Annotated in this window: 18 protein-coding genes; 4 read left to right on the top strand and 14 right to left on the bottom strand. The window is 37.9% G+C overall.

Going from position 1 to position 19,544, the window contains the following annotated elements; genetic code table 11:
- Positions 1 to 108: 108 nt before the first annotated feature.
- Positions 109 to 894 (bottom strand): flagellar motor protein MotB, encoded by a 786-nt coding sequence (gene motB / locus DPQ31_RS23285; protein ID WP_001256738.1) that lies wholly within the window; start codon positions 892 to 894, stop codon positions 109 to 111.
- The gene (gene motA / locus DPQ31_RS23280; protein WP_000344856.1) at positions 884 to 1,678 is read right to left on the bottom strand and encodes a flagellar motor stator protein MotA; all 795 of its coding nucleotides are present in this window, start codon (positions 1,676 to 1,678) and stop codon (positions 884 to 886) included. The genes motB and motA overlap by 11 nt, the downstream gene beginning before the upstream one ends.
- Before the next feature lie 264 nt (positions 1,679 to 1,942).
- Between motA and DPQ31_RS23275 the strand changes: the two genes are divergently transcribed.
- Positions 1,943 to 2,722 (top strand): M15 family metallopeptidase, encoded by a 780-nt coding sequence (locus DPQ31_RS23275; protein ID WP_208731069.1) that lies wholly within the window; start codon positions 1,943 to 1,945, stop codon positions 2,720 to 2,722.
- Between the two features lie 38 nt (positions 2,723 to 2,760).
- Here the strand turns inward: DPQ31_RS23275 and DPQ31_RS23270 are convergent, their stop codons facing one another.
- The 4 genes from DPQ31_RS23270 to sdhC form a co-directional block, all read right to left on the bottom strand.
- On the bottom strand, positions 2,761 to 3,207 hold the full coding sequence (locus DPQ31_RS23270; RefSeq protein WP_000822754.1) for an acyl-CoA thioesterase: 447 nt from the start codon (positions 3,205 to 3,207) through the stop codon (positions 2,761 to 2,763).
- A 90-nt stretch (positions 3,208 to 3,297) separates the two neighbouring features.
- On the bottom strand, positions 3,298 to 4,059 hold the full coding sequence (sdhB, locus tag DPQ31_RS23265; RefSeq protein WP_001291830.1) for a succinate dehydrogenase iron-sulfur subunit: 762 nt from the start codon (positions 4,057 to 4,059) through the stop codon (positions 3,298 to 3,300).
- Complete coding sequence (sdhA, locus tag DPQ31_RS23260) at positions 4,052 to 5,845, bottom strand: succinate dehydrogenase flavoprotein subunit (protein ID WP_000676745.1); 1,794 nt, start codon at positions 5,843 to 5,845, stop codon at positions 4,052 to 4,054. Before sdhA ends, sdhB begins: the two co-directional genes overlap by 8 nt.
- 13 nt (positions 5,846 to 5,858) lie before the next feature.
- Positions 5,859 to 6,485, bottom strand: a complete 627-nt coding sequence (gene sdhC / locus DPQ31_RS23255) for a succinate dehydrogenase cytochrome B558 (protein ID WP_000678354.1) — start codon at positions 6,483 to 6,485, stop codon at positions 5,859 to 5,861.
- A gap of 299 nt (positions 6,486 to 6,784) precedes the next feature.
- Between sdhC and DPQ31_RS23250 the strand changes: the two genes are divergently transcribed.
- Positions 6,785 to 7,234 (top strand): YslB family protein, encoded by a 450-nt coding sequence (locus tag DPQ31_RS23250; protein ID WP_000042215.1) that lies wholly within the window; start codon positions 6,785 to 6,787, stop codon positions 7,232 to 7,234.
- 114 nt (positions 7,235 to 7,348) lie between these two features.
- Here DPQ31_RS23250 and uvrC read toward each other — a convergent pair whose 3' ends face one another.
- The 8 genes from uvrC to DPQ31_RS23210 all read right to left on the bottom strand — a co-directional run bounded on the left by uvrC (position 7,349) and on the right by DPQ31_RS23210 (position 16,168).
- Complete coding sequence (gene uvrC / locus DPQ31_RS23245; protein ID WP_000544286.1) at positions 7,349 to 9,133, bottom strand: excinuclease ABC subunit C; 1,785 nt, start codon at positions 9,131 to 9,133, stop codon at positions 7,349 to 7,351.
- A gap of 148 nt (positions 9,134 to 9,281) precedes the next feature.
- Positions 9,282 to 9,596: a thioredoxin gene (gene trxA / locus DPQ31_RS23240; RefSeq protein WP_000974757.1), complete on the bottom strand. Its 315-nt coding sequence runs from the start codon at positions 9,594 to 9,596 to the stop codon at positions 9,282 to 9,284.
- Between the two features lie 211 nt (positions 9,597 to 9,807).
- Positions 9,808 to 10,785 carry an electron transfer flavoprotein subunit alpha gene (gene etfA / locus DPQ31_RS23235; RefSeq protein ID WP_000101960.1) on the bottom strand — a complete coding sequence of 326 codons (978 nt, stop codon included), beginning with the start codon at positions 10,783 to 10,785 and terminating at the stop codon, positions 9,808 to 9,810.
- Between the two features lie 36 nt (positions 10,786 to 10,821).
- Entirely contained in the window at positions 10,822 to 11,595 is a 774-nt protein-coding gene (gene etfB, locus DPQ31_RS23230) for an electron transfer flavoprotein subunit beta (RefSeq protein WP_001029031.1), read from the bottom strand.
- 79 nt (positions 11,596 to 11,674) lie between these two features.
- On the bottom strand, positions 11,675 to 12,451 hold the full coding sequence (locus DPQ31_RS23225; protein ID WP_000911298.1) for an enoyl-CoA hydratase: 777 nt from the start codon (positions 12,449 to 12,451) through the stop codon (positions 11,675 to 11,677).
- An 11-nt stretch (positions 12,452 to 12,462) separates the two neighbouring features.
- On the bottom strand, positions 12,463 to 13,095 hold the full coding sequence (locus DPQ31_RS23220; RefSeq protein ID WP_002039688.1) for a fatty acid metabolism transcriptional regulator FadR: 633 nt from the start codon (positions 13,093 to 13,095) through the stop codon (positions 12,463 to 12,465).
- Between the two features lie 61 nt (positions 13,096 to 13,156).
- A complete protein-coding gene (locus DPQ31_RS23215; protein ID WP_208731067.1) occupies positions 13,157 to 14,842 on the bottom strand; it encodes a long-chain-fatty-acid--CoA ligase in 1,686 nt (561 codons plus the stop codon).
- Between the two features lie 189 nt (positions 14,843 to 15,031).
- A complete protein-coding gene (locus DPQ31_RS23210; RefSeq protein ID WP_208731065.1) occupies positions 15,032 to 16,168 on the bottom strand; it encodes a collagen-like protein in 1,137 nt (378 codons plus the stop codon).
- Positions 16,169 to 16,524: 356 nt separating this feature from the next.
- Between DPQ31_RS23210 and DPQ31_RS23205 the strand changes: the two genes are divergently transcribed.
- The gene (locus tag DPQ31_RS23205; RefSeq protein ID WP_000722817.1) at positions 16,525 to 17,499 is read left to right on the top strand and encodes an ABC transporter substrate-binding protein; all 975 of its coding nucleotides are present in this window, start codon (positions 16,525 to 16,527) and stop codon (positions 17,497 to 17,499) included.
- 7 nt (positions 17,500 to 17,506) lie between these two features.
- Positions 17,507 to 19,543, top strand: a complete 2,037-nt coding sequence (fhuB, locus tag DPQ31_RS23200; RefSeq protein WP_001087100.1) for a Fe(3+)-hydroxamate ABC transporter permease FhuB — start codon at positions 17,507 to 17,509, stop codon at positions 19,541 to 19,543.
- Position 19,544: the final 1 nt, after the last annotated feature.

The raw sequence follows: 19,544 nt of genomic DNA, 5'->3' as shown, positions 1-19,544 counted from the left end.
TTTATATTGTTTTCATTTACTAAAATTAAAAAGGATTGCAGAATGTTGGGAACCCTAAAGGGTTTCCCAACACTCTGAAAAGAGGATGGCATTTGCCATCCTCTTTCTTTATTGCATATTTCTCGTTAAAGGTAAAATAAACACTTCTACACGTCTATTTTTTGCTTTTCCTTCCGGTGTATCATTTGGTGCAATCGAACGGTATTCTCCGTAACCAATTGCACTAAATTTTCCTGGTTGCAAATCTTTATTTTGAAGTAATACCTGCATAAAATTAACGGCACGCTGTGTACTTAACTCCCAGTTTGATGCAAACTGAGCATTTGCGATAGGAACAGTATCTGTATGACCAGATACTGTAATCTCACGAGGTGATGCGGAAACAAGCAGGTTAGACATCTCTTTTGCAATCCCTAACGATTCTAATTTCACATCTGCTTTCCCCGAGTCGAATAGTACATTTTCTAATATTGTTACCATTAATCCTTTTTCAGTTAAATCGGTTTTAAAAGAAGACGATAATTGCTTTTCCTCAATATATTTATCAATACCTTTTTGTACCGCTTTTAATTCATTCATTTCTTGCTGCTTTACTTCAGCCTCAGCATTCTTTTTAATCTGCTCAGATTCTAAACTATTTGCTGACAACTCTTTCTCTTCATTCGGCTTCTGGTCACTTAAAAACTCTTTATTTCCTGTTCCACCTGCTAGTTCACTCCGAAAAGCTACTGCCATCTGTTTAAACTTCGCAGCATCTATACTACTCATTGCGAATAATACGATGAATAATGCAAATAACAACGTTAACATATCAGAATACGGAATTAACCACGTTTCATCGATATGTTCATCATGTTTTTTCTTTTTACCTCTTCTATTTTTTTTACTCCGCATTTTTTTCTGCTCCTATTTCTAGCTTTTTACGCTCAGTTGCAGAAAGTGCACCTAAAATACGGTTCTTCATAATAAACGGATATGTACCTTCTTGTAACATTAATAAACAATCAATAATTAAACGTTTTTTCTCGATTTCAGCTGCAGATTTTTGCTTTAACTTATTTGCAAATGGATGCCATAGTACATAACCTGAAAAAATACCAAAAATCGTTGCAATAAACGCACCTGAAATAGCATGTCCTAACTTGTCAATATCAGTTAAATTACCAAGCGCAGCTACAAGACCAATAACAGCACCTAAAACCCCTAATGTCGGTGCATACGTACCAGCTTGTGAAAAAATCGCCGCTCCTTTTGCATGCCTTTCTTCAATTGCTTCTAATTCAGCTTCTAAAATCTGCTCTAAATCTTCTGCGGATACGCCATCAATCACAAATTTCATACCACGTAAAAGAAATTCATCTTGAATTTTGTCTAATTGTTGCTCTAAAGACAAAATACCGTATTTTCTACTTTCAGATGTCCAATGAACAAATAATTCTAGCAACTGTTCGTAACTTAAATCCTTTTTATTTGAACCAAAAAGAACTTTAAATAATTTTGGAACCCTTTTTAGTTGATTCATCGGAAATGCAATACAAACTGCGGCAAATGTACCGATGAAAATAATTAATGCTGCGGCAGGATTCAATAAGGCTGTTACGTCAGCGCCCTTGACGACCATCCCTACTACTACCGCTACAAATCCTAAAATGAGTCCAATAATTGTTGCAAAATCCATTCCCATTCACTCCTAGTCTATACAAGAAGTTCTTTATTCTCGATAATCGCTACATCTTCTTATGTATATATATTACATAAAAAATTCAATTCATGAAAGATAAGAAATGAATTATATGAAAAAATACTACAATTTCACACATTTTCTGACATTTTCTTTGCATTTTCATTACGTTACGGCTCTTATATTTCTTTTTCAACAAACTAAACTTATAATAAAAACAATACATATTTTATTAAGAAAGGACTGTGATTACAAGGCATCATGAAAAAAATAATAATTATTTCTGCCGCTACTATTGTAATCGGTATCACATCTTTCGCTTATTTCAGTTCTGAATCACCATTACAAAATGGGGCGAAAGCTGTCGAAAGTCAAAAACATAGTAATCATCCAAAAGAAGAGATTCCTGCTTTTCCAAAAGCTAATCATAATGAAAAAAAACTAGATGATAATTTTTCCGTTGTAACAAATCCAGATTCTGCTCTTGTATTAGTCAATAAACATCGTAAATTACCAGATGGGTATATTCCAGAAGATTTAAAGAAACCGAACGTACCATTTACTAGTCCAAAAGATAAAGAGAAAACATTACTTCGTAAAGATGCTGCAGATGCGCTTGAGAAAATGTTCCAAGCAGCGAAAAACGAGGGGATAGAACTTACAGCAGTTTCAGGTTACCGTTCTTACAAACGTCAACAGTCATTACATAATACCTATATTAAGCGCCAAGGAAAAACTGAGGCTAATTCGGTAAGTGCAATTCCAGGAACAAGTGAGCATCAAACTGGTCTAGCAATGGATATTAGCTCAAAATCTGCTAAATTCCAATTAGAACCAATCTTTGGCGAGACAACAGAAGGGAAATGGGTTGCAAAACACGCCCATGAGTTTGGATTTGTCATTCGTTATTTAGAAGATAAAACAGAAACAACAGAGTACGCATACGAACCATGGCACTTACGCTACGTTGGTAATCCATATGCCACATACATATATAAACACCATCTAACATTAGAAGAGGCAATGAAGGATAAAAAATAAGAGAGCGATTCGCTCTCTTATTTTTGTATTCTCTTCTATTATTTTAGTAATTTCATCTTCCATTCTTCAGGCCACGGCTCGCCTCTTCCTGTTTTTTTCGATGCTTGTACCATCATACCGCGTCCAACTAAACAAACTTCCCCTTCTGCATTTTTGACCATATAGTGCAAATCTAAAGAAGAATTCCCAACTGTTCCTGCCTTTACATATACTTTCAACTGCTCATCAAAATATATTTGTTTGATGAAATTACATTGTAAATCTGCAACAACGATCATCGTTTCTGATGATTCATTTGTCCATTCTTGCATAAATCCAAGTTCTTTAAACAATGCGATACGTGCTTCTTCAAAATATGTAAAAGCAATGACATTATTTACATGTCCAAACATATCTACTTCACCGAAACGAACTTTTACAGGATTGTAAAACGAAAAACCACTTTCCCATTGCTTAAAGTCTTCAATATAAGAAATTCTCTTCATCGTTTTCTCTCCTTTTCAACTACCAATATACAGAATAAACTGAAAAATAACCTTATAAATATTGCCCCTTCAAATGAAGAGGCATATTTATTAATAGTTATTATCGCTACCAAAGAAATCTTTGAACGATTGAATTGTTGTATCACGATTTAATGCTGCGATTGAAGTTGTTAATGGAATACCTTTCGGACATGATTGCACACAGTTTTGAGAGTTACCACAGTTTGCAAGCCCTCCATCTCCCATAATTGCACGTAAGCGATCTGCTTTGTGCATTTCACCTGTTGGATGCGAGTTGAATAAACGAGCTTGTGATAACGGTGCTGGTCCAATAAAGTCAGATTTACTGTTTACGTTTGGACATGATTCTAAGCAAACACCACATGTCATACATTTTGAAAGCTCATAAGCCCATTGACGTTTCTTCTCCGGCATTCTTGGTCCTGGACCTAGGTCATACGTACCATCGATTGGAATCCAAGCCTTAACGCGTTTTAATGCGTTAAACATACGACTACGGTCAACTTGTAAATCACGTACAACCGGGAATGTCTTCATCGGTTTTAAGCGAATTGGCTGTTCTAATTGATCAATAAGCGCTGTACATGATTGACGTGGTTTTCCGTTAATAACCATCGAGCAAGCGCCACATACTTCCTCTAAACAGTTCATATCCCATGCAATCGGAGTTGTTTGGTTCCCTTTTGAATCAACAGGATTACGGCGAATTTCCATAAGTGCCGAAATAATATTCATATTTGGACGATATGGAATTTCAAACTCTTGGTCAAACTCTTGTGCATCTGGTCCATCTTGTCTCGTAATGATGAGGCGGATTGTTTTCTCAGACATGTTGCTTATCCCCCTTCTCTTCACCCTTAGCAGCTACATCATGTTTTGAAGAATAGTCACGTTTACGTGGTTTAATTAATGAAACATCCACTTCTTCGTAATGGAATGCTGGTGCATTTCCTTCTCCCTCAAATTTTGCCATTGTAGTTTTTAAGAAGTTTGCATCATCACGATTTGGGAATTCCGGTTTGTAATGCGCTCCACGGCTTTCATTACGGTTATATGCCCCAATTGTAATAACACGAGCTAGCTCAAACATATTTGCAAGTTGACGTGTAAATGAAGCACCCTGGTTACTCCATCTCGCTGTATCGTTAATGTTAATGCGTTTGTAACGCGCCATTAACTCTTCAATTTTTGCATCTGTTTCTAATAACTTTTTATTTTCACGAACTACTGTAACGTTATCTGTCATCCATTCTCCCAGCTCTTTGTGAAGAACATATGCATTTTCGTTACCATCAAGCGTTAAAATATTGTTAAATTTCTCTGTTTCGATTAATTCATTTTGCTCATATACACTAGATGAAACAGCATCAGATGATTTAGAAAGACCTTTCATATACTCAATTGCGTTCGGTCCTGCTACCATACCACCGTAAATTGCTGATAATAGTGAGTTCGCACCAAGGCGGTTACCACCGTGCATAGAATAATCGCACTCACCTGCTGCAAATAAACCTGGAATGCTTGTCATTTGCTTATAATCAACCCATAGCCCGCCCATTGAATAGTGAACCGCTGGGAAGATTTTCATTGGTAGTTTACGAGGATCATCTCCTGTAAACTTCTCATAGATTTCAATAATTCCACCAAGTTTAATATCTAGTTCTTTCGGATCTTTATGAGAAAGATCTAGGTACACCATGTTTTCACCGTTAATACCTAGTTTTTGCTCTACGCAAACATCAAAGATTTCACGCGTTGCAATATCACGAGGTACAAGGTTTCCGTAAGCAGGATATTTCTCTTCTAAGAAGTACCATGGCTTACCATCTTTATATGTCCAAACACGCCCACCTTCACCACGTGCAGATTCACTCATAAGACGTAACTTATCGTCTCCAGGAATTGCCGTTGGATGGATTTGAATAAACTCACCGTTCGCATAATATGCACCTTGTTGATATACAGCAGACGCTGCTGTACCTGTATTGATAATAGAGTTAGTTGATTTTCCAAAGATGATACCAGGGCCCCCTGTTGCCATAATCACGGCATCAGCTTGGAAACTTTTAATCTCCATAGTTTGTAAGTCTTGTGCAACGATTCCTCGGCACACACCTTCATCATCAACAACAGCTCGTAAGAAATCCCAACCTTCATATTTCGTTACAAGTCCTGCTACTTCGTGACGACGTACTTGCTCATCTAATGCGTATAGTAATTGCTGTCCAGTTGTTGCACCAGCAAATGCTGTACGGTGATGTTGTGTTCCACCAAAACGACGGAAATCAAGAAGTCCTTCTTCCGTACGGTTGAACATAACACCCATACGGTCCATTAAATGAATAATACCAGGTGCTGCTTCACACATTGCTTTAACTGGTGGTTGGTTCGCTAAGAAATCCCCACCATAAATTGTATCGTCAAAGTGGATCCATGGAGAATCCCCTTCACCTTTCGTATTTACGGCACCGTTAATTCCGCCCTGAGCACATACAGAATGTGAACGTTTTACTGGTACTAATGAAAACAGTTCAACATTTACTCCTGCTTCTGCCGCTTTAATCGTTGCCATTAAGCCAGCCAAGCCACCGCCGACTACTATAAGTTTCCCTTTCATGCTCTCCCACTCCTTACTGGTTTGCTAGCTGTGGATCGATGAACGCTAATAATGCACTCACACCTACATAAGATAGACCTAAGAAAATAGCTAATGTTACATAAGTAGAGATTCTTTGTGAACGTGGAGACACTGTAATTCCCCAGCTAATGCAGAATGTCCATAGTCCATTTGCAAAGTGGAAAATTGTTGAAACAACACCAACTAAATAGAATGCAAACATAGCTGGATTGTTTAAAATATCTGCCATCATATCGTAGTTTACCTCTTTACCTAACATTGCTTGAATACGAGTTTCCCAGACATGCCAAGAAATGAAGATCAGCGTAACGATACCTGAAATTCGTTGGAAGACGAACATCCAGTTACGGAAATAACCGTAAGATACCGCATTGTTCTTAGCTGTAAATGCAATATATAAGCCATATATAGCATGGTACAGTATAGGTAAAAAGATGATGAAAATTTCTAGCGCATACCGGAATGGAAGGAGCTCCATAAAGCCTGCAGCTTTGTTAAAAGCCTCTGCTCCTCTTGTTGCAAAGTTGTTTACAATTAGATGTTGCGTCAAAAAGACACCAACCGGGATGACCCCCATTAATGAGTGCCACTTACGAAACGTATACTCGCGGCCTTTCATGTCCCCATTACCCCCTTGAATGTTTGACTGCTGTTTTCAGATTAATTTACAACAATAATGTTTTTTCACTATTGGCATAAGAAAAACTGAAAAAATTATTCGAAATATTTCAGCATAATTTGATACCAAGTTCATTTTACTCCTATTTTTGTCGAAGCGTCAAGAAAACGTATACATAATTTGCATATAATTTGCCAATTCTTTTTTTCTTCTTATATATTCAGATTTTCCTAAAGAAAAATCTGTTTTTATAAATGAGAAATGTTATATAATAAGCCCTATAGAAAGAGGGGAATATTGTGAGCAAAAATACAATCGATATAACATCTTTAGAAGATGTTTCATTGAACGCCTTCGCTTATGAATTGCTACGTGAAGAATTACTACCTGATTTAATTGGTAACGATTTAGATGGTATTTTATACTGGTCCGGTAGAAACCTTGCAAGAAAATATCCGCTAGAAACAATTGAAGAAGTCATTCAGTTCTTTGAAAAAGCTGGTTGGGGCACTTTAAGTATTATTGAGCATAAACGTCGTGAAATGCAGTTCCAACTTAAAGGCACTCTCATTGCTGAACGTCAAAAACAAAACAGACATTCTTCTTATCAATTAGAAGCTGGATTCATTGCTGAGCAAATTCAGAAGCAACGAAACGTCGTAGCAGAGTCATACGAAGAAAAGAAAAAACGTTCAGACTCTATTACATTTCTTGTGAAATGGGATATAAAAGATCTCATTGAAGTGTAGCCTTACCTACAGTCAACTAGACATATAAGTTTAGTTGACTTTTTTGTATTTTCATTCAGATGCGTTTATTTTAAATCTTCAGAAATTATACCAAAAAACAGAAGACGTTGTAAACTACAACGTCTTCTTATCTGTTAAATACGTATAAATTGTTTCTGCGACATTTTTCGGCATACCCGCTTCGACAAATTCTGCTACAGAAGCTTCTTTCATCTTCTTTAACGAACCAAAATGTTTTAACAATACCTTTTTCCGTTTATCACCGATTCCTGGAATATCGTCCAGTGCTGATTGAATGACAGATTTCCCGTGTAATTGACGATGGAATGTAATCGCAAATCGATGCACTTCATCTTGAATGCGCTGCAATAAATAAAATTCTTGGCTATTCCTCTCAAGTATCACCGGTTCAGGTGGATCCCCAATAATTAAATGGGATGTTTTATGTTTGTCATCTTTTACAAGGCCTGCCATCGGAATATATAACCCAAGCTCATTTTCTAGAACATCACTTACAGCTGCCAGATGACCTTTTCCCCCGTCAATAATGATTAAATCTGGTAATGGTAAATTCTCTTTAAGCGCCCTTGTATAACGGCGCCTCACAACTTCTCTCATAGACTCATAATCATCTGGTCCTTGAACCGTTTTAATTTTATATTTCCTGTACTCTTTCTTCGCTGGTTTCCCATCGATAAAAGCAATCATTGCAGAAACGGGATTTGTTCCTTGAATATTTGAGTTATCAAACGCTTCAATACGATACGGTGTTTCAATCCCGAGCTGCTTTCCTAACTGATCTACAGCTTTAATCGTTCGCTCTTCATCACGTTCAATTAAGTAGAATTTCTCTTCAAGTGCAATTTTCGCATTTTTATTTGCTAATTCTACAAGATCTTTTTTCTTACCACGTTTCGGCTGCGTCGCTTCAACTTCTAAAAAGCGCTCTACTAATTCTGAGTCTATACTTCCTGGAACAACAATTTCTTTCGGTTTAAAATGACTGCTGTTTTCATAAAATTGACCGATAAACGTTAAAAATCCCTCTTCTGGTTCATCATAGATTGGAAACATAGAAACATCACGTTCAATTAGCTTTCCTTTTCGAACGAAGAAAACTTGAACGCACATCCATCCTTTATCAACTGCATATCCAAATACATCACGGTCCACTAAGTCACTCATAATCATCTTTTGTTTTTCCATAATTGCATCTATATGAGCAATTTGATCTCGTAATTCTTTCGCACGTTCAAATTCTAGTTTCTCTGAAGCCTCATACATCTTTGTTTCTAATTCTGAACGAATTTCTTTATGTCCACCATTTAAAAACTTAATAATTTCATCCACAATTTCTTTATTTTGTTCTTCCGTCACTTCTTTCACACAAGGTGCTAAACATTGGCCCATATGATAATATAAACACACTTTATCGGGCATGTTTGAGCATTTGCGAAGCGGATACATGCGATCTAATAGTTTTTTCGTTTCATGAGCTGATTGTGCATTCGGATAAGGGCCAAAATACTTTCCTTTATCCTTTTTTACGTTACGCGTAATGAGTAAGCGCGGCTGTTTTTCAGCGGTAATTTTAATAAAAGGATATGTTTTATCATCTTTTAATTGAATATTATATTTTGGATCATACTTTTTTATTAAATTTAACTCTAAAATAAGAGCCTCCAAATTTGAAGAGGTTACGATATATTCAAAATCTACAATTTCTCCTACAAGCCGAAGTGTTTTCCCATCATGCGAACCAGTAAAGTACGAGCGCACACGATTTTTTAACACTTTTGCCTTCCCGACATATATAACCGTTCCTTGCTTATCTTTCATTAAATAACAACCAGGTTGATCTGGTAAAATAGCCAATTTCTCTTTCAAATGTTCGTGCACTCGCCTACCTCCATTTCTACATGCTTATCATTGCAAATTCAAAATAAAAACATACAATGACAAAACACCCAACATACGTTCTTTTATTGTAACGGAAAGGTTTAAAAAAGGAAAATAAAAAAAGCTACCAAATGGTAGCTTCTTTCTTTTAGAAGTGTTTAGAAACTAATTCTACTAACGCTTCTTTCGGTTTGTAACCTAACGCTTGATCAACTACTTTACCGTCTTTTAATACGAAAAGAGCTGGAATGCTCATTACTTCAAATTGACGAGCAGTTTCTTGGTTTTCATCAACGTCTACTTTTACTACTTTTACTTTTTCACCTAGTTCTGAATCGATTTCCTCTAATACAGGAGCGATCATTTTACAAGGTCCACACCAAGGTGCCCAGAAATCTAATAATACAACACCTTCGCTAGTTTCAGCTGCGAAGCTTTGGTCATTTGCGTTTATAATTGCCATTTTATTTCCTCCTTCAAGTATATTCTACCAAGAGTATATCATTAACTTATATACGTGGCGAATAATATGTATCGTTATGTATTGTAACAAAAAAATGTTCCTTTATACTATATAAAAATATGGATGAAACACTAAAAAGGTGAGGGACAGGGGATCCCTCACCTTTTTCTATATATAGGGGTACTTCACTTGGAACTCAAGGGTACTCAAATCATGAATGTACTTTTAACTTTTTAAACTCTTCTGTTAAAAGAGGTAAAACTTCGAATAAGTCACCAACAATACCATAGTCAGCTACTTTGAAAATACTTGCTTCTGGATCTTTATTAATTGCAACGATTATTTTTGAGTTAGACATACCAGCTAAATGCTGAATCGCACCTGAAATACCGCATGCAATGTATAGATCTGGCGTAACGACTTTACCCGTTTGACCAATTTGTAATGAGTAATCGCAATACTCAGCGTCACAAGCACCACGAGATGCTCCAACAGCGCCGCCTAGTACATCAGCTAACTCTTTTAATGGCTTAAATCCATCTTCACTCTTCACACCACGTCCGCCAGCGATAATAACTTTCGCTTCTGAAAGATCAACGCCTTCTGCAGTTTTACGGACAACATCTTGAATAATTGTACGTAAATCTTTCACATCTACTGTAATAGAAGACACGTCACCTGTGCGAGACTCGTCTTTTTCAAGAGTTGCAATGTTATTTGGACGCACTGTCGCAAATAAGATACCATCTGTTACAATCTTCTTCTCAAACGCTTTACCAGAGTAAATCGGACGAGTGAAGATAACATTTCCACCTTCAACTTCTAAAGCAGTTACATCAGAAATTAGACCAGCTTCAAGTTTCGCTGCTAATTTTGGTGATAAATCTTTACCAAGTGCTGTATGTCCAAATACGATACCTTCTGGCTTTTCTTCAGCATATACAGCTAAAAACGCTTGTGCGTAACCATCAGATGTATATGATTTTAATTTATCATTTTCAACTGTCACAACGCGATCTGCACCGTAATGAATCAATTCATTTGCAAAAGAGGCAACGCTGTCTCCAACTAGAAGACCTACCACTTCACCGCCTTCTGCAATTGTTTTTGCTGCTGCTACCGCTTCAAACGAAACGTTACGTAGCGATCCGTCACGAACTTCACCCATTACTAATACTTTACGAGCCATAGATTTTCCCTCCTGCATATATAATTTCGTATTTTATTAGATTACTTTCGCTTCTGTATGGAGCAACGATACAAGTTCTTTTACTTGATCTTGCAGCTCGCCTTGTAACACTTTTCCTGCATCTTTCTTAGGAGGCAAATAGATTTCAATTGTTTTTGTCTTTGCTTCCACATCATCTTCTTCTAAATCTAAATCATCTAATTCTACTTCTTCCAGTGGCTTTTTCTTCGCTTTCATAATACCTGGAAGCGATGGATAACGCGGTTCGTTTAAACCTTGTTGTGCTGTTACTAAAACTGGTAATGACGTTTCAATAACTTCTGTATCACCTTCAACGTCACGCTCAATCTTCACGTTTGTACCATCAATCTCAAGTTTTGTAATTGTCGTTACGTACGGAATATTTAGCGCTTCAGCTACGCGTGGACCAACTTGTCCAGATGCACCGTCAATCGCAACGTTTCCGCCTAAAATTAAATCTGCATCTTTATCTTTTAAATATTCAGCAAGTACTTTTGCTGTTGTAAACTGATCGCCATTTTCAACATCATCTTCAATATTAATTAATACCGCTTTATCACAGCCCATCGCTAATGCTGTACGAAGTTCTTTCTCACTATCTTCGCCACCAACTGTTACGACAGTAACTTCTCCACCTTGTGCGTCTCTTACTTGAATTGCTTCTTCAATCGCATATTCATCGTAAGGGTTGATGATGAATTCCGCTTCGCCATCGTAAATTGCACCGTTTTTAATTACGATTTTTTCTTCTGTATCAAATGTTCGTTTCATGAGTACGTAGATGTTCATTCCATTTACCCCCTTATTTTTTCAGAAAGATTCTATCAATTTTAAAATTCTGTTAATTTATATTAAAAAAATAATTGAACTACCTACCACTAAACGAAGGCTTACGTTTTTCTAAAAACGCTGCTACACCTTCTCTTCCATCTTCACTCGTAAATACTTCACCGAAGATTTGAGCTTCGCGCTGTACACCTTCGTAATAATGAGACGATTTTGTCGTTTGCAATAACTCTAACACAGCACGAGTTGTTGCTAGACTTTTTCCAGCAATTTGTTTTGCAACTTTAAGTGTATCGTCTAAAAGTGTTTCTTCAGAAAACACTCCGTTAACAAGTCCCCATTTTAATGCTTCTGCACCAGTAATTGGTGTACTCGTTAACATCATTTCACAAGCTTTCGCTTTCCCAACATAACGTGGTAAGCGCTGTGTACCTGCAAAACCAGGAATTAATCCAAGTGTTAATTCAGGTAAACCAAGTTTTGCACTTTCAGTTACAAAGCGCATGTGGCAAGACATAGCAAACTCAAGGCCGCCGCCAAGTGCCGCTCCATGAATTGCCGCGATAACTGGTTTTGAACATTTTTCAACACGCTCAAATGTAACTTGTCCAAGCTGTGCTAATTCTGTCGCTTGCTTCGCTTCAGTAACAGATGTAAATTCTTTAATATCTGCTCCAGCTGAGAAGAAGCGCCCTTCACCGTGAATAACAACAACACGAATGTTATCATCCTTCTCCACTTGATCAATTAACTCAGTAACGTCATGCATAACTTGTGAAGACATCGCATTCGCTGGCCCGTGATTTAACGTCGCCACCGCAATATGGTCTTCAACTCTTACAGATAGGAATTTCAACATGATCCCTCCCATTATTGACGATAACCACAAGCCGCAATAAGTAGCCCATGTACCGTTTTTGAAAGTGCGACCAGATCATACTTATGATCGCTCATTACCCAATTGGTCACAACTTCATCTACTGTTCCAAAGATCATTTGTCTTGCCACACGAACATTTAAGTCCGCCTGAAACTCACCTTGCTTTATACCTGTCTCTAAAATTTCATCCATAACTTGTAAGTAGCCTTTTAATACTTCATTTATTTTAAGGCGCAAGTCTTGATTGGACTGTCTTAGCTCTAATTGCGTAACGATAGCAAGAGGATCATTTTGTGATAACAGCAAGAAGTGCGTTTCTACCAACATGAATAACTTCGCTACAGCGCTTTCAATTCCTGCTGTTTTTTGACGAATTGTTTCAACAAATTCTCCCATCTTCTCTTGGAATAAGGATATTAATATATCTTCTTTATTTTTAAAATATAAATAAATCGTGCCATCAGCTACCCCAGCTTGCTTTGCAATTTTAGAAACTTGCGCTTGATGGTATCCATTCTCTGCAATCACAATGACTGCCGCATCAATAATTTGATTGTATTTCGGTCTATTTTTCTTCACTTTACTGTCCCCTTCAAGAAGATGACTGAATGAATAGTCATTCATATTCTTATAATACTGACTATTTAGAAAAGTGTCAATCCTATTTTTTCAAAAAGAAAGGGCCTTAGCCCGTTTGCTCATCCTCATTCTTCCTCTTCTCTTCATCTATTAGGACGCGGCGCAAAATTTTCCCTACTGTCGTTTTCGGCAATTCATTTCTAAACTCGTATACTTTCGGTACTTTATAAGCCGCTAAATATTTACGTGCAAACTGATCTAATTCCTCTTCAGAACATTCAGCGCCTTCTTTCAAAACAACAAATGCTTTTACAGTTTCCCCTCTGTACGGATCAGGAACACCGATCGTCACTACTTCTTGCACCTTTTCGTGTTCATATAACACTTCTTCTACTTCACGAGGATATACGTTAAAACCGCTAGCAACAATCATATCTTTCTTACGATCTTTCACATAGAAAAAGCCATCCTCATCCATGTATCCTACATCACCTGTATGAAGCCAGCCATCTTGCAATACAGCCGCCGTTTCTTCTGGCTTATTCCAATACCCTTTCATAATTTGTGGGCCTTTAACAACTATTTCACCGATTTCACCTGGAGGTAATGCCTCTCCTGTTTCAAGTGACATGATGATTGACTCCGTATCTGGCCACGGTACCCCAATACTTCCTGGCACACGTTTTTCCCACAAGAAATTCCCATGTGTAACGGGTGATGACTCCGTTAATCCGTAACCTTCTACCAGTTTACCACCTGTAACGCTCTCAAACTCCTCCTGTACTTCTACAGGAAGCGGTGCAGAGCCACTAATACAAGCCTGAATAGAAGAAATATCATATTCTTTTAAAAGAGGGCTATTTAATAGAGCAATATAAATGGTCGGCGCTCCTGGAAATAGTGTAACTTTATGTTTTTTAATTGCTTCAAAAACCATTTTCATATCAAACTTCGGAATAAGCACCATTTTATACCCTTGCATAATACTTAAATTCATTACAGCTGTCATTCCGTATACATGAAAAAACGGAAGGACACCAAGGATCACTTCTTCTCCCTCTTTACAATTATATAACCAATGTGCTCCCATTAAAGTGTTCGAAACGAGGTTTTTATGCGTCAGCATAACCCCTTTTGGAAATCCTGTCGTTCCCCCCGTATACTGCAAAAGAGCTAGATCATTTTCAGGATCACAGGGAACCTCAACATCAGCAGTACTTTCCCTTTCTACTGATTTCCATAGATGAATCGTTTCGCTTTCCGACACATTCACAACAAGATTCGCCTGCTTTTTTTGTACAAATGGATAAAGTAAATTTTTAGGGAATGGTAAGAAATCTGCAATACGAGTTACGATAATGTGCTCCAGCTTTGTGGCATTTTGAACATTAGTAACTCTCGGAAACACTAAATCAAGGCAAAGAATGACTTTTGCCCCAGAGTCATGAAGTTGGTACTCAAGCTCTCTTTCTGTATAAAGAGGATTCGTTTGTACGACAATCCCCCCCGCAAGCAAAGTACCATAATAACCGATTACAGATTGCGGACAATTCGGCAACATAATCGCAACTCTATCTCCCTTTTCAACACCAAGCCTTTGCAGATAATTCGCAAACTTCTTTACCTTGTCATGGAAATCTGAAAATGTAACGTCTTTACCTAAAAAATGAAGCGCTTTCTTTTCTGGATAACGAGAAGCTATTTTCTCTAAATATCCATGAAGTGGCTGAATATCATAAGAAATAGTACTAGGAATTTCCTCTGGATAACTTTTCAACCAAGGTTTTTCCACCTTCATTCCCCCTTCAAATACATAAAAAATAAATGAATGTTCATTCATGATGGTTGTTTTCATTATATTATAGTCATAACAACGTTACAATCATAATATTCTGACTTTTATATAACTATGCTTTACCTCATTAACTTCTTATTATATGTACAAACTCTCTTACTCTTAAAAGAGTAAGAGAGTTATTATTTAACTTAGTCTTATAATTGTTAACACCGCTCCTGGAGTAGTCGTTGATAACGTCGCAACAGCTAACAAGCCAAATAATTGCAAACTAATTGCACTCCCCGCCGCAAGAGTCGTAATAATTGTTGCACTAAACGATGTGGTTGCTACTGCAGGGGAATTGATCGTCCCAGCAAGCGGTGCCCCATTAATTGTAATTCGCGAACTGACTAATAATGAAGCCGTTATATTAATCGAATATGAAATATAATAATTCCCTGCATTTGCAGCCGTAAATACTGTGTTCCCCCCAGACACTGTAATACCTGGACCGATATTCTGATTGTTTGGAAGCGGGACATTTGTTCCACCAAGTAATACCGATATTGCTGTACCCGACGTATTATTTGCAAATGCGTATGTTGCCGTTATACTTGTGCCGGTTGCTCCTGTTGGGCCTGTATCACCGGTTGCCCCCGTTGGACCTGTTGCTCCTGTTATCCCTGTCGCTCCCGTTGCTCCTGTTGAGCCTGTATCACCGGTTGCTCCCGTCGGACCCGTTGCTCCTGTATCACCGGTTGCTCCCGTCGCTCCTGTTATTCCTGTCGCTCCTGTTGAACCTGTTGAACCTGTTACTCCCGTCGGACCCGTTGCTCCTGTTGAACCTGTTACCCCCGTCGCTCCCGTTGCTCCTGTTGGGCCTGTATCACCGGTTGCCCCCGTTGGACCTGTTGCTCCTGTTATTCCTGTCGCTCCTGTTGAACCTGTTACTCCCGTCGGACCCGTTGCTCCTGTTGCTCCTGTTATTCCTGTCGCTCCTGTTGAACCTGTTACTCCCGTCGCTCCCGTTGCTCCTGTTGAACCTGTTACTCCCGTCGCTCCCGTTGCTCCTGTTGCTCCTGTTGGGCCTGTATCACCGGTTGCCCCCGTTGGACCTGTTGCTCCTGTTATTCCTGTCGCTCCTGTTGGACCTGTTGCTCCCGTTGCTCCTGTTATTCCTGTTGCTCCCGTTGGGCCTGTATCACCGGTTGCCCCCGTTGGACCTGTTGGACCAAGCTTAGGTACTGTCCCATCGCAACTAAAACAACATGAATCAACATGTACACCATTTTGATTATTACACCCACAATATCCATTTGTATTATTGAGCCATGAAGACATGTTGATCCCTTCCTTCAAATTCAATCTTTTCAGTACAAACAACGAATTATAAAACAACTATCCAATAATAAAGAAATACTTTATTCTGTACATTCTAATAATTATTACATGCGACACCCTTCCCTTTTGCTTGTACATTCGCCTTCCTGCTTAAACGAAATTCCTTTTCTGCATTTTCATATACATATAGATTTCAACCTCATATATTGAAATCTGTATAATTCGTTATTTTTCGTCAAAATTTTAAAAATATATTGACACTTAAAATATCATCATAGTATGATTTGGATGTTGTAATTGATAACGATTTTCAATATCGTACATTGCAAATTAAATAATTTATTTGGGGGCAGAAGATGAAGAAAATTCTCAGTATTTTCATAGTAATTCTTCTATTCGCTGTTGGATGCGGACAGCAAAAAGAGGAGAAAAAGGAAACAAAAGCGGACAATAAAAATCAAACTATAACAATTAAACACGCTGAAGGGGAAACGAAGTTAGATAAACCAGCGAAAAAAGTTGTTGTACTTGAGTGGGTATATTCAGAAGACTTATTAGCACTTGGTGTTCAGCCAGTAGGGATGGCAGACATTAAGAATTATAATAAATGGGTAAATACAAAAACAAAACCGAGTAAAGATGTTGTAGATGTAGGGACACGTCAACAACCAAACTTAGAAGAAATTAGCCGTCTAAAACCAGATTTAATTATCACAGCATCATTCCGTGGTAAAGCAATTAAAAACGAATTAGAGCAAATTGCTCCTACAGTTATGTTTGATCCATCAACTAGCAACAACGATCACTTTGCTGAAATGACAGAAACATTTAAACAAATTGCAAAAGCTGTTGGAAAAGAAGAACAAGGTAAAAAAGTATTAGCTGATATGGATAAAACATTTGCTGATGCAAAAGCAAAAATTGACAAAGCAGGCTTAAAAGATAAAAACATTGCAATGGCACAAGCATTTACTGCTAAAAACGTGCCAACATTCCGCATCTTAACTGACAATTCTACAGCTTTACAAGTTACAAAAAAATTAGGTTTAACAAACACTTTTGAAGCGGGTAAATCAGAGGCAGATGGTTTCAAACAAACAACTGTAGAATCATTACAAAGTGTACAAGATTCAAACTTCATTTACATTGTAGCGGATGAAGATAACATTTTTGACACTCAACTAAAAGGCAATCCTGCTTGGGAAGAATTAAAGTTCAAAAAAGAAAACAAAATGTATAAATTAAAAGGCGACACTTGGATTTTCGGTGGTCCTGAGTCTGCAAAATCTTTAGCAACACAAGTAGCAGATGTAATGACAGCGAAGAAGTGATTACACGATGAATAGCTTACAACATACACTTCGAGCAAGTCTTGTATTCGGAGGAGGAGCAGCTCTCTTGCTCCTCCTTTTCTTTATTCATATCGGACAAGGGCAAGCAAATATTTCCTATAGTATGATTATCGATGCTCTTATCTCACCGAACCAATCACTAGAGCACCAAACTTTAATCATGCTTCGATTACCTAGAGCCGTAATTGCTATTTTAGCTGGAGGTGCTCTTGCTGCATCTGGGGTCATTTTGCAAACATTAACAAAAAACCCACTTGCTGAATCAAGTACAATGGGAATTCACTCTGGCGCATATTTCTTTCTAGTAGCGGCTACAATTTTCTTACCGAAAGGTCTGCAAATTAACTCACTTCTTTTCACATTTATCGGTGGTGCTATTACTGCTTTATTTGTATACCGTATTTCTGGTGGGAAAAAGGGAACCCCACTTAGAATGGCACTAGCTGGGATGGTCGTTACATTAATGCTTTCTGCTTTTACTGGAACGATGCAGCTTTTCTATGAAAATGAAACGGCTGGTTTATTTTTATGGGGAGCTGGCTCTCTTATCCAAAATAACTGGGATGGCGTTCAATTTGCTTTTCCATTTATCATTATTTCTTTCCTAGTTTTACTATTTATGTCTCGTAAACTCAACATCCTCTTACTTGGTGACGATGTTGCTGTTTCTCTTGGTGAAAAAACAGCAGTAACACGTCTTATCGCCTTCATTGCTGCAATCTTTTTAACAGCAGTAATTGTCACTGTCGTTGGACCGATTGGGTTTGTTGGCTTAGTTGCACCACACTTAATGCGCCTTATTGGTTACCGGCAACACTTTACTCTTCTTCTTTCCTCATTCTTATGGGGAGCAGTATTATTACTTGGGGCAGATGTCGTCGGTAGATTAATAGATCCAACTGGTGCAGAACTTCCTGTTGGAGCAGTCACAGCAATGATTGGTTCACCTTGGCTTATTTATTTAGTGTATCGTATGATGAAGTCGAAACAATATATGAATGATAACGGTGCGAATGCAGCTGGAGCTAGTTCCCGCTATTACTCTTATAAAAAGGTAATCATCATATCTATCACGCTTTGTATTGTGACGATTGCTCTTGGTGTTACAATCGGTAGTAATGCTTATATCGAAAGCATTACAAATGTTATAACAGGGCAATTAACGCAATTTGATAAAAATATGATGATGAACCTTCGTTTACCAAGAATGCTCGTTGCCGCTATTGCTGGCGCATGCCTTGCAATAAGTGGGCTTGTCTTCCAAGGAATATTACGAAACCCACTTGCCGACCCTTCGATTATTGGTATTTCGTCTGGAGCAGGTGTCGGTGCTTTAACTATTATGTATGTTTTCCCTGCACTTCCAGGTTTCTTCCTACCAATTGGTGCATTTATCGGCGGACTACTTGCAGTTGGAATTGTCCTCTTCTTCTCATGGAAAGCAGGATTTAGTCCAACAGCTCTTGCTTTAATAGGGATTGGTATTTCGGCTCTCGGCTCAGCAATTATTCAAATCTTTATCGTTAGAGCGAATTTGAATGTTGCTGCTGCTTTAACATGGCTATCAGGCAGTACGTATGCAAGAGGATGGAATCACTTAGAAAATATCATTCTATATCCATCACTTATTCTTATACCAATTATCTTTTTCTTAATGAAACAACTTGATGTCCTTGTACTTGGAGACGATTTAGCAACTGGACTCGGACAGCCTGTAAATAAAACGCGTCTTGCTCTAATTGTACTAGCGACACTTCTTGCATCTATAAATATCGCAGCTGTCGGTACAATCGCCTTTTTAGGCCTTGTCGCTCCTCACTTAGCAAGAATTGTTGTTGGTATGAATCATCAAAGATTATTCGTTTGTTCCGCTCTGTTTGGAGCAATCCTTCTTTCTGTTGCTGACTTACTTGGACGTACAATCGCATATCCGAAAGAAATTCCCTCTGGCCTTGTCGTTGCTGTACTTGGGGCACCTTATTTCTTATGGTTGATGAGGAAGAGTGGGAAGAAAGTTAATTAAA

Source organism: Bacillus sp. COPE52, assembly GCF_003355115.1.
GTDB lineage: Bacteria > Bacillota > Bacilli > Bacillales > Bacillaceae_G > Bacillus_A > Bacillus_A toyonensis.
This window is presented reverse-complemented; position numbering and strand designations above follow the sequence as displayed.

Coding starts and splice junctions, on each gene's coding strand:
- motB (WP_001256738.1), bottom strand. CDS start 894: ATGCGGAGTAAAAAAAATAGAAGAGGTAAAAAGAAAAAACATGATGAA.
- motA (WP_000344856.1), bottom strand. CDS start 1,678: ATGGATTTTGCAACAATTATTGGACTCATTTTAGGATTTGTAGCGGTA.
- DPQ31_RS23275 (WP_208731069.1), top strand. CDS start 1,943: ATGAAAAAAATAATAATTATTTCTGCCGCTACTATTGTAATCGGTATC.
- DPQ31_RS23270 (WP_000822754.1), bottom strand. CDS start 3,207: ATGAAGAGAATTTCTTATATTGAAGACTTTAAGCAATGGGAAAGTGGT.
- sdhB (WP_001291830.1), bottom strand. CDS start 4,059: ATGTCTGAGAAAACAATCCGCCTCATCATTACGAGACAAGATGGACCA.
- sdhA (WP_000676745.1), bottom strand. CDS start 5,845: ATGAAAGGGAAACTTATAGTAGTCGGCGGTGGCTTGGCTGGCTTAATG.
- sdhC (WP_000678354.1), bottom strand. CDS start 6,485: ATGAAAGGCCGCGAGTATACGTTTCGTAAGTGGCACTCATTAATGGGG.
- trxA (WP_000974757.1), bottom strand. CDS start 9,596: ATGGCAATTATAAACGCAAATGACCAAAGCTTCGCAGCTGAAACTAGC.
- etfA (WP_000101960.1), bottom strand. CDS start 10,785: ATGGCTCGTAAAGTATTAGTAATGGGTGAAGTTCGTGACGGATCGCTA.
- etfB (WP_001029031.1), bottom strand. CDS start 11,595: ATGAACATCTACGTACTCATGAAACGAACATTTGATACAGAAGAAAAA.
- DPQ31_RS23225 (WP_000911298.1), bottom strand. CDS start 12,451: ATGTTGAAATTCCTATCTGTAAGAGTTGAAGACCATATTGCGGTGGCG.
- DPQ31_RS23220 (WP_002039688.1), bottom strand. CDS start 13,095: ATGAATGACTATTCATTCAGTCATCTTCTTGAAGGGGACAGTAAAGTG.
- DPQ31_RS23210 (WP_208731065.1), bottom strand. CDS start 16,168: ATGTCTTCATGGCTCAATAATACAAATGGATATTGTGGGTGTAATAAT.
- DPQ31_RS23205 (WP_000722817.1), top strand. CDS start 16,525: ATGAAGAAAATTCTCAGTATTTTCATAGTAATTCTTCTATTCGCTGTT.
- fhuB (WP_001087100.1), top strand. CDS start 17,507: ATGAATAGCTTACAACATACACTTCGAGCAAGTCTTGTATTCGGAGGA.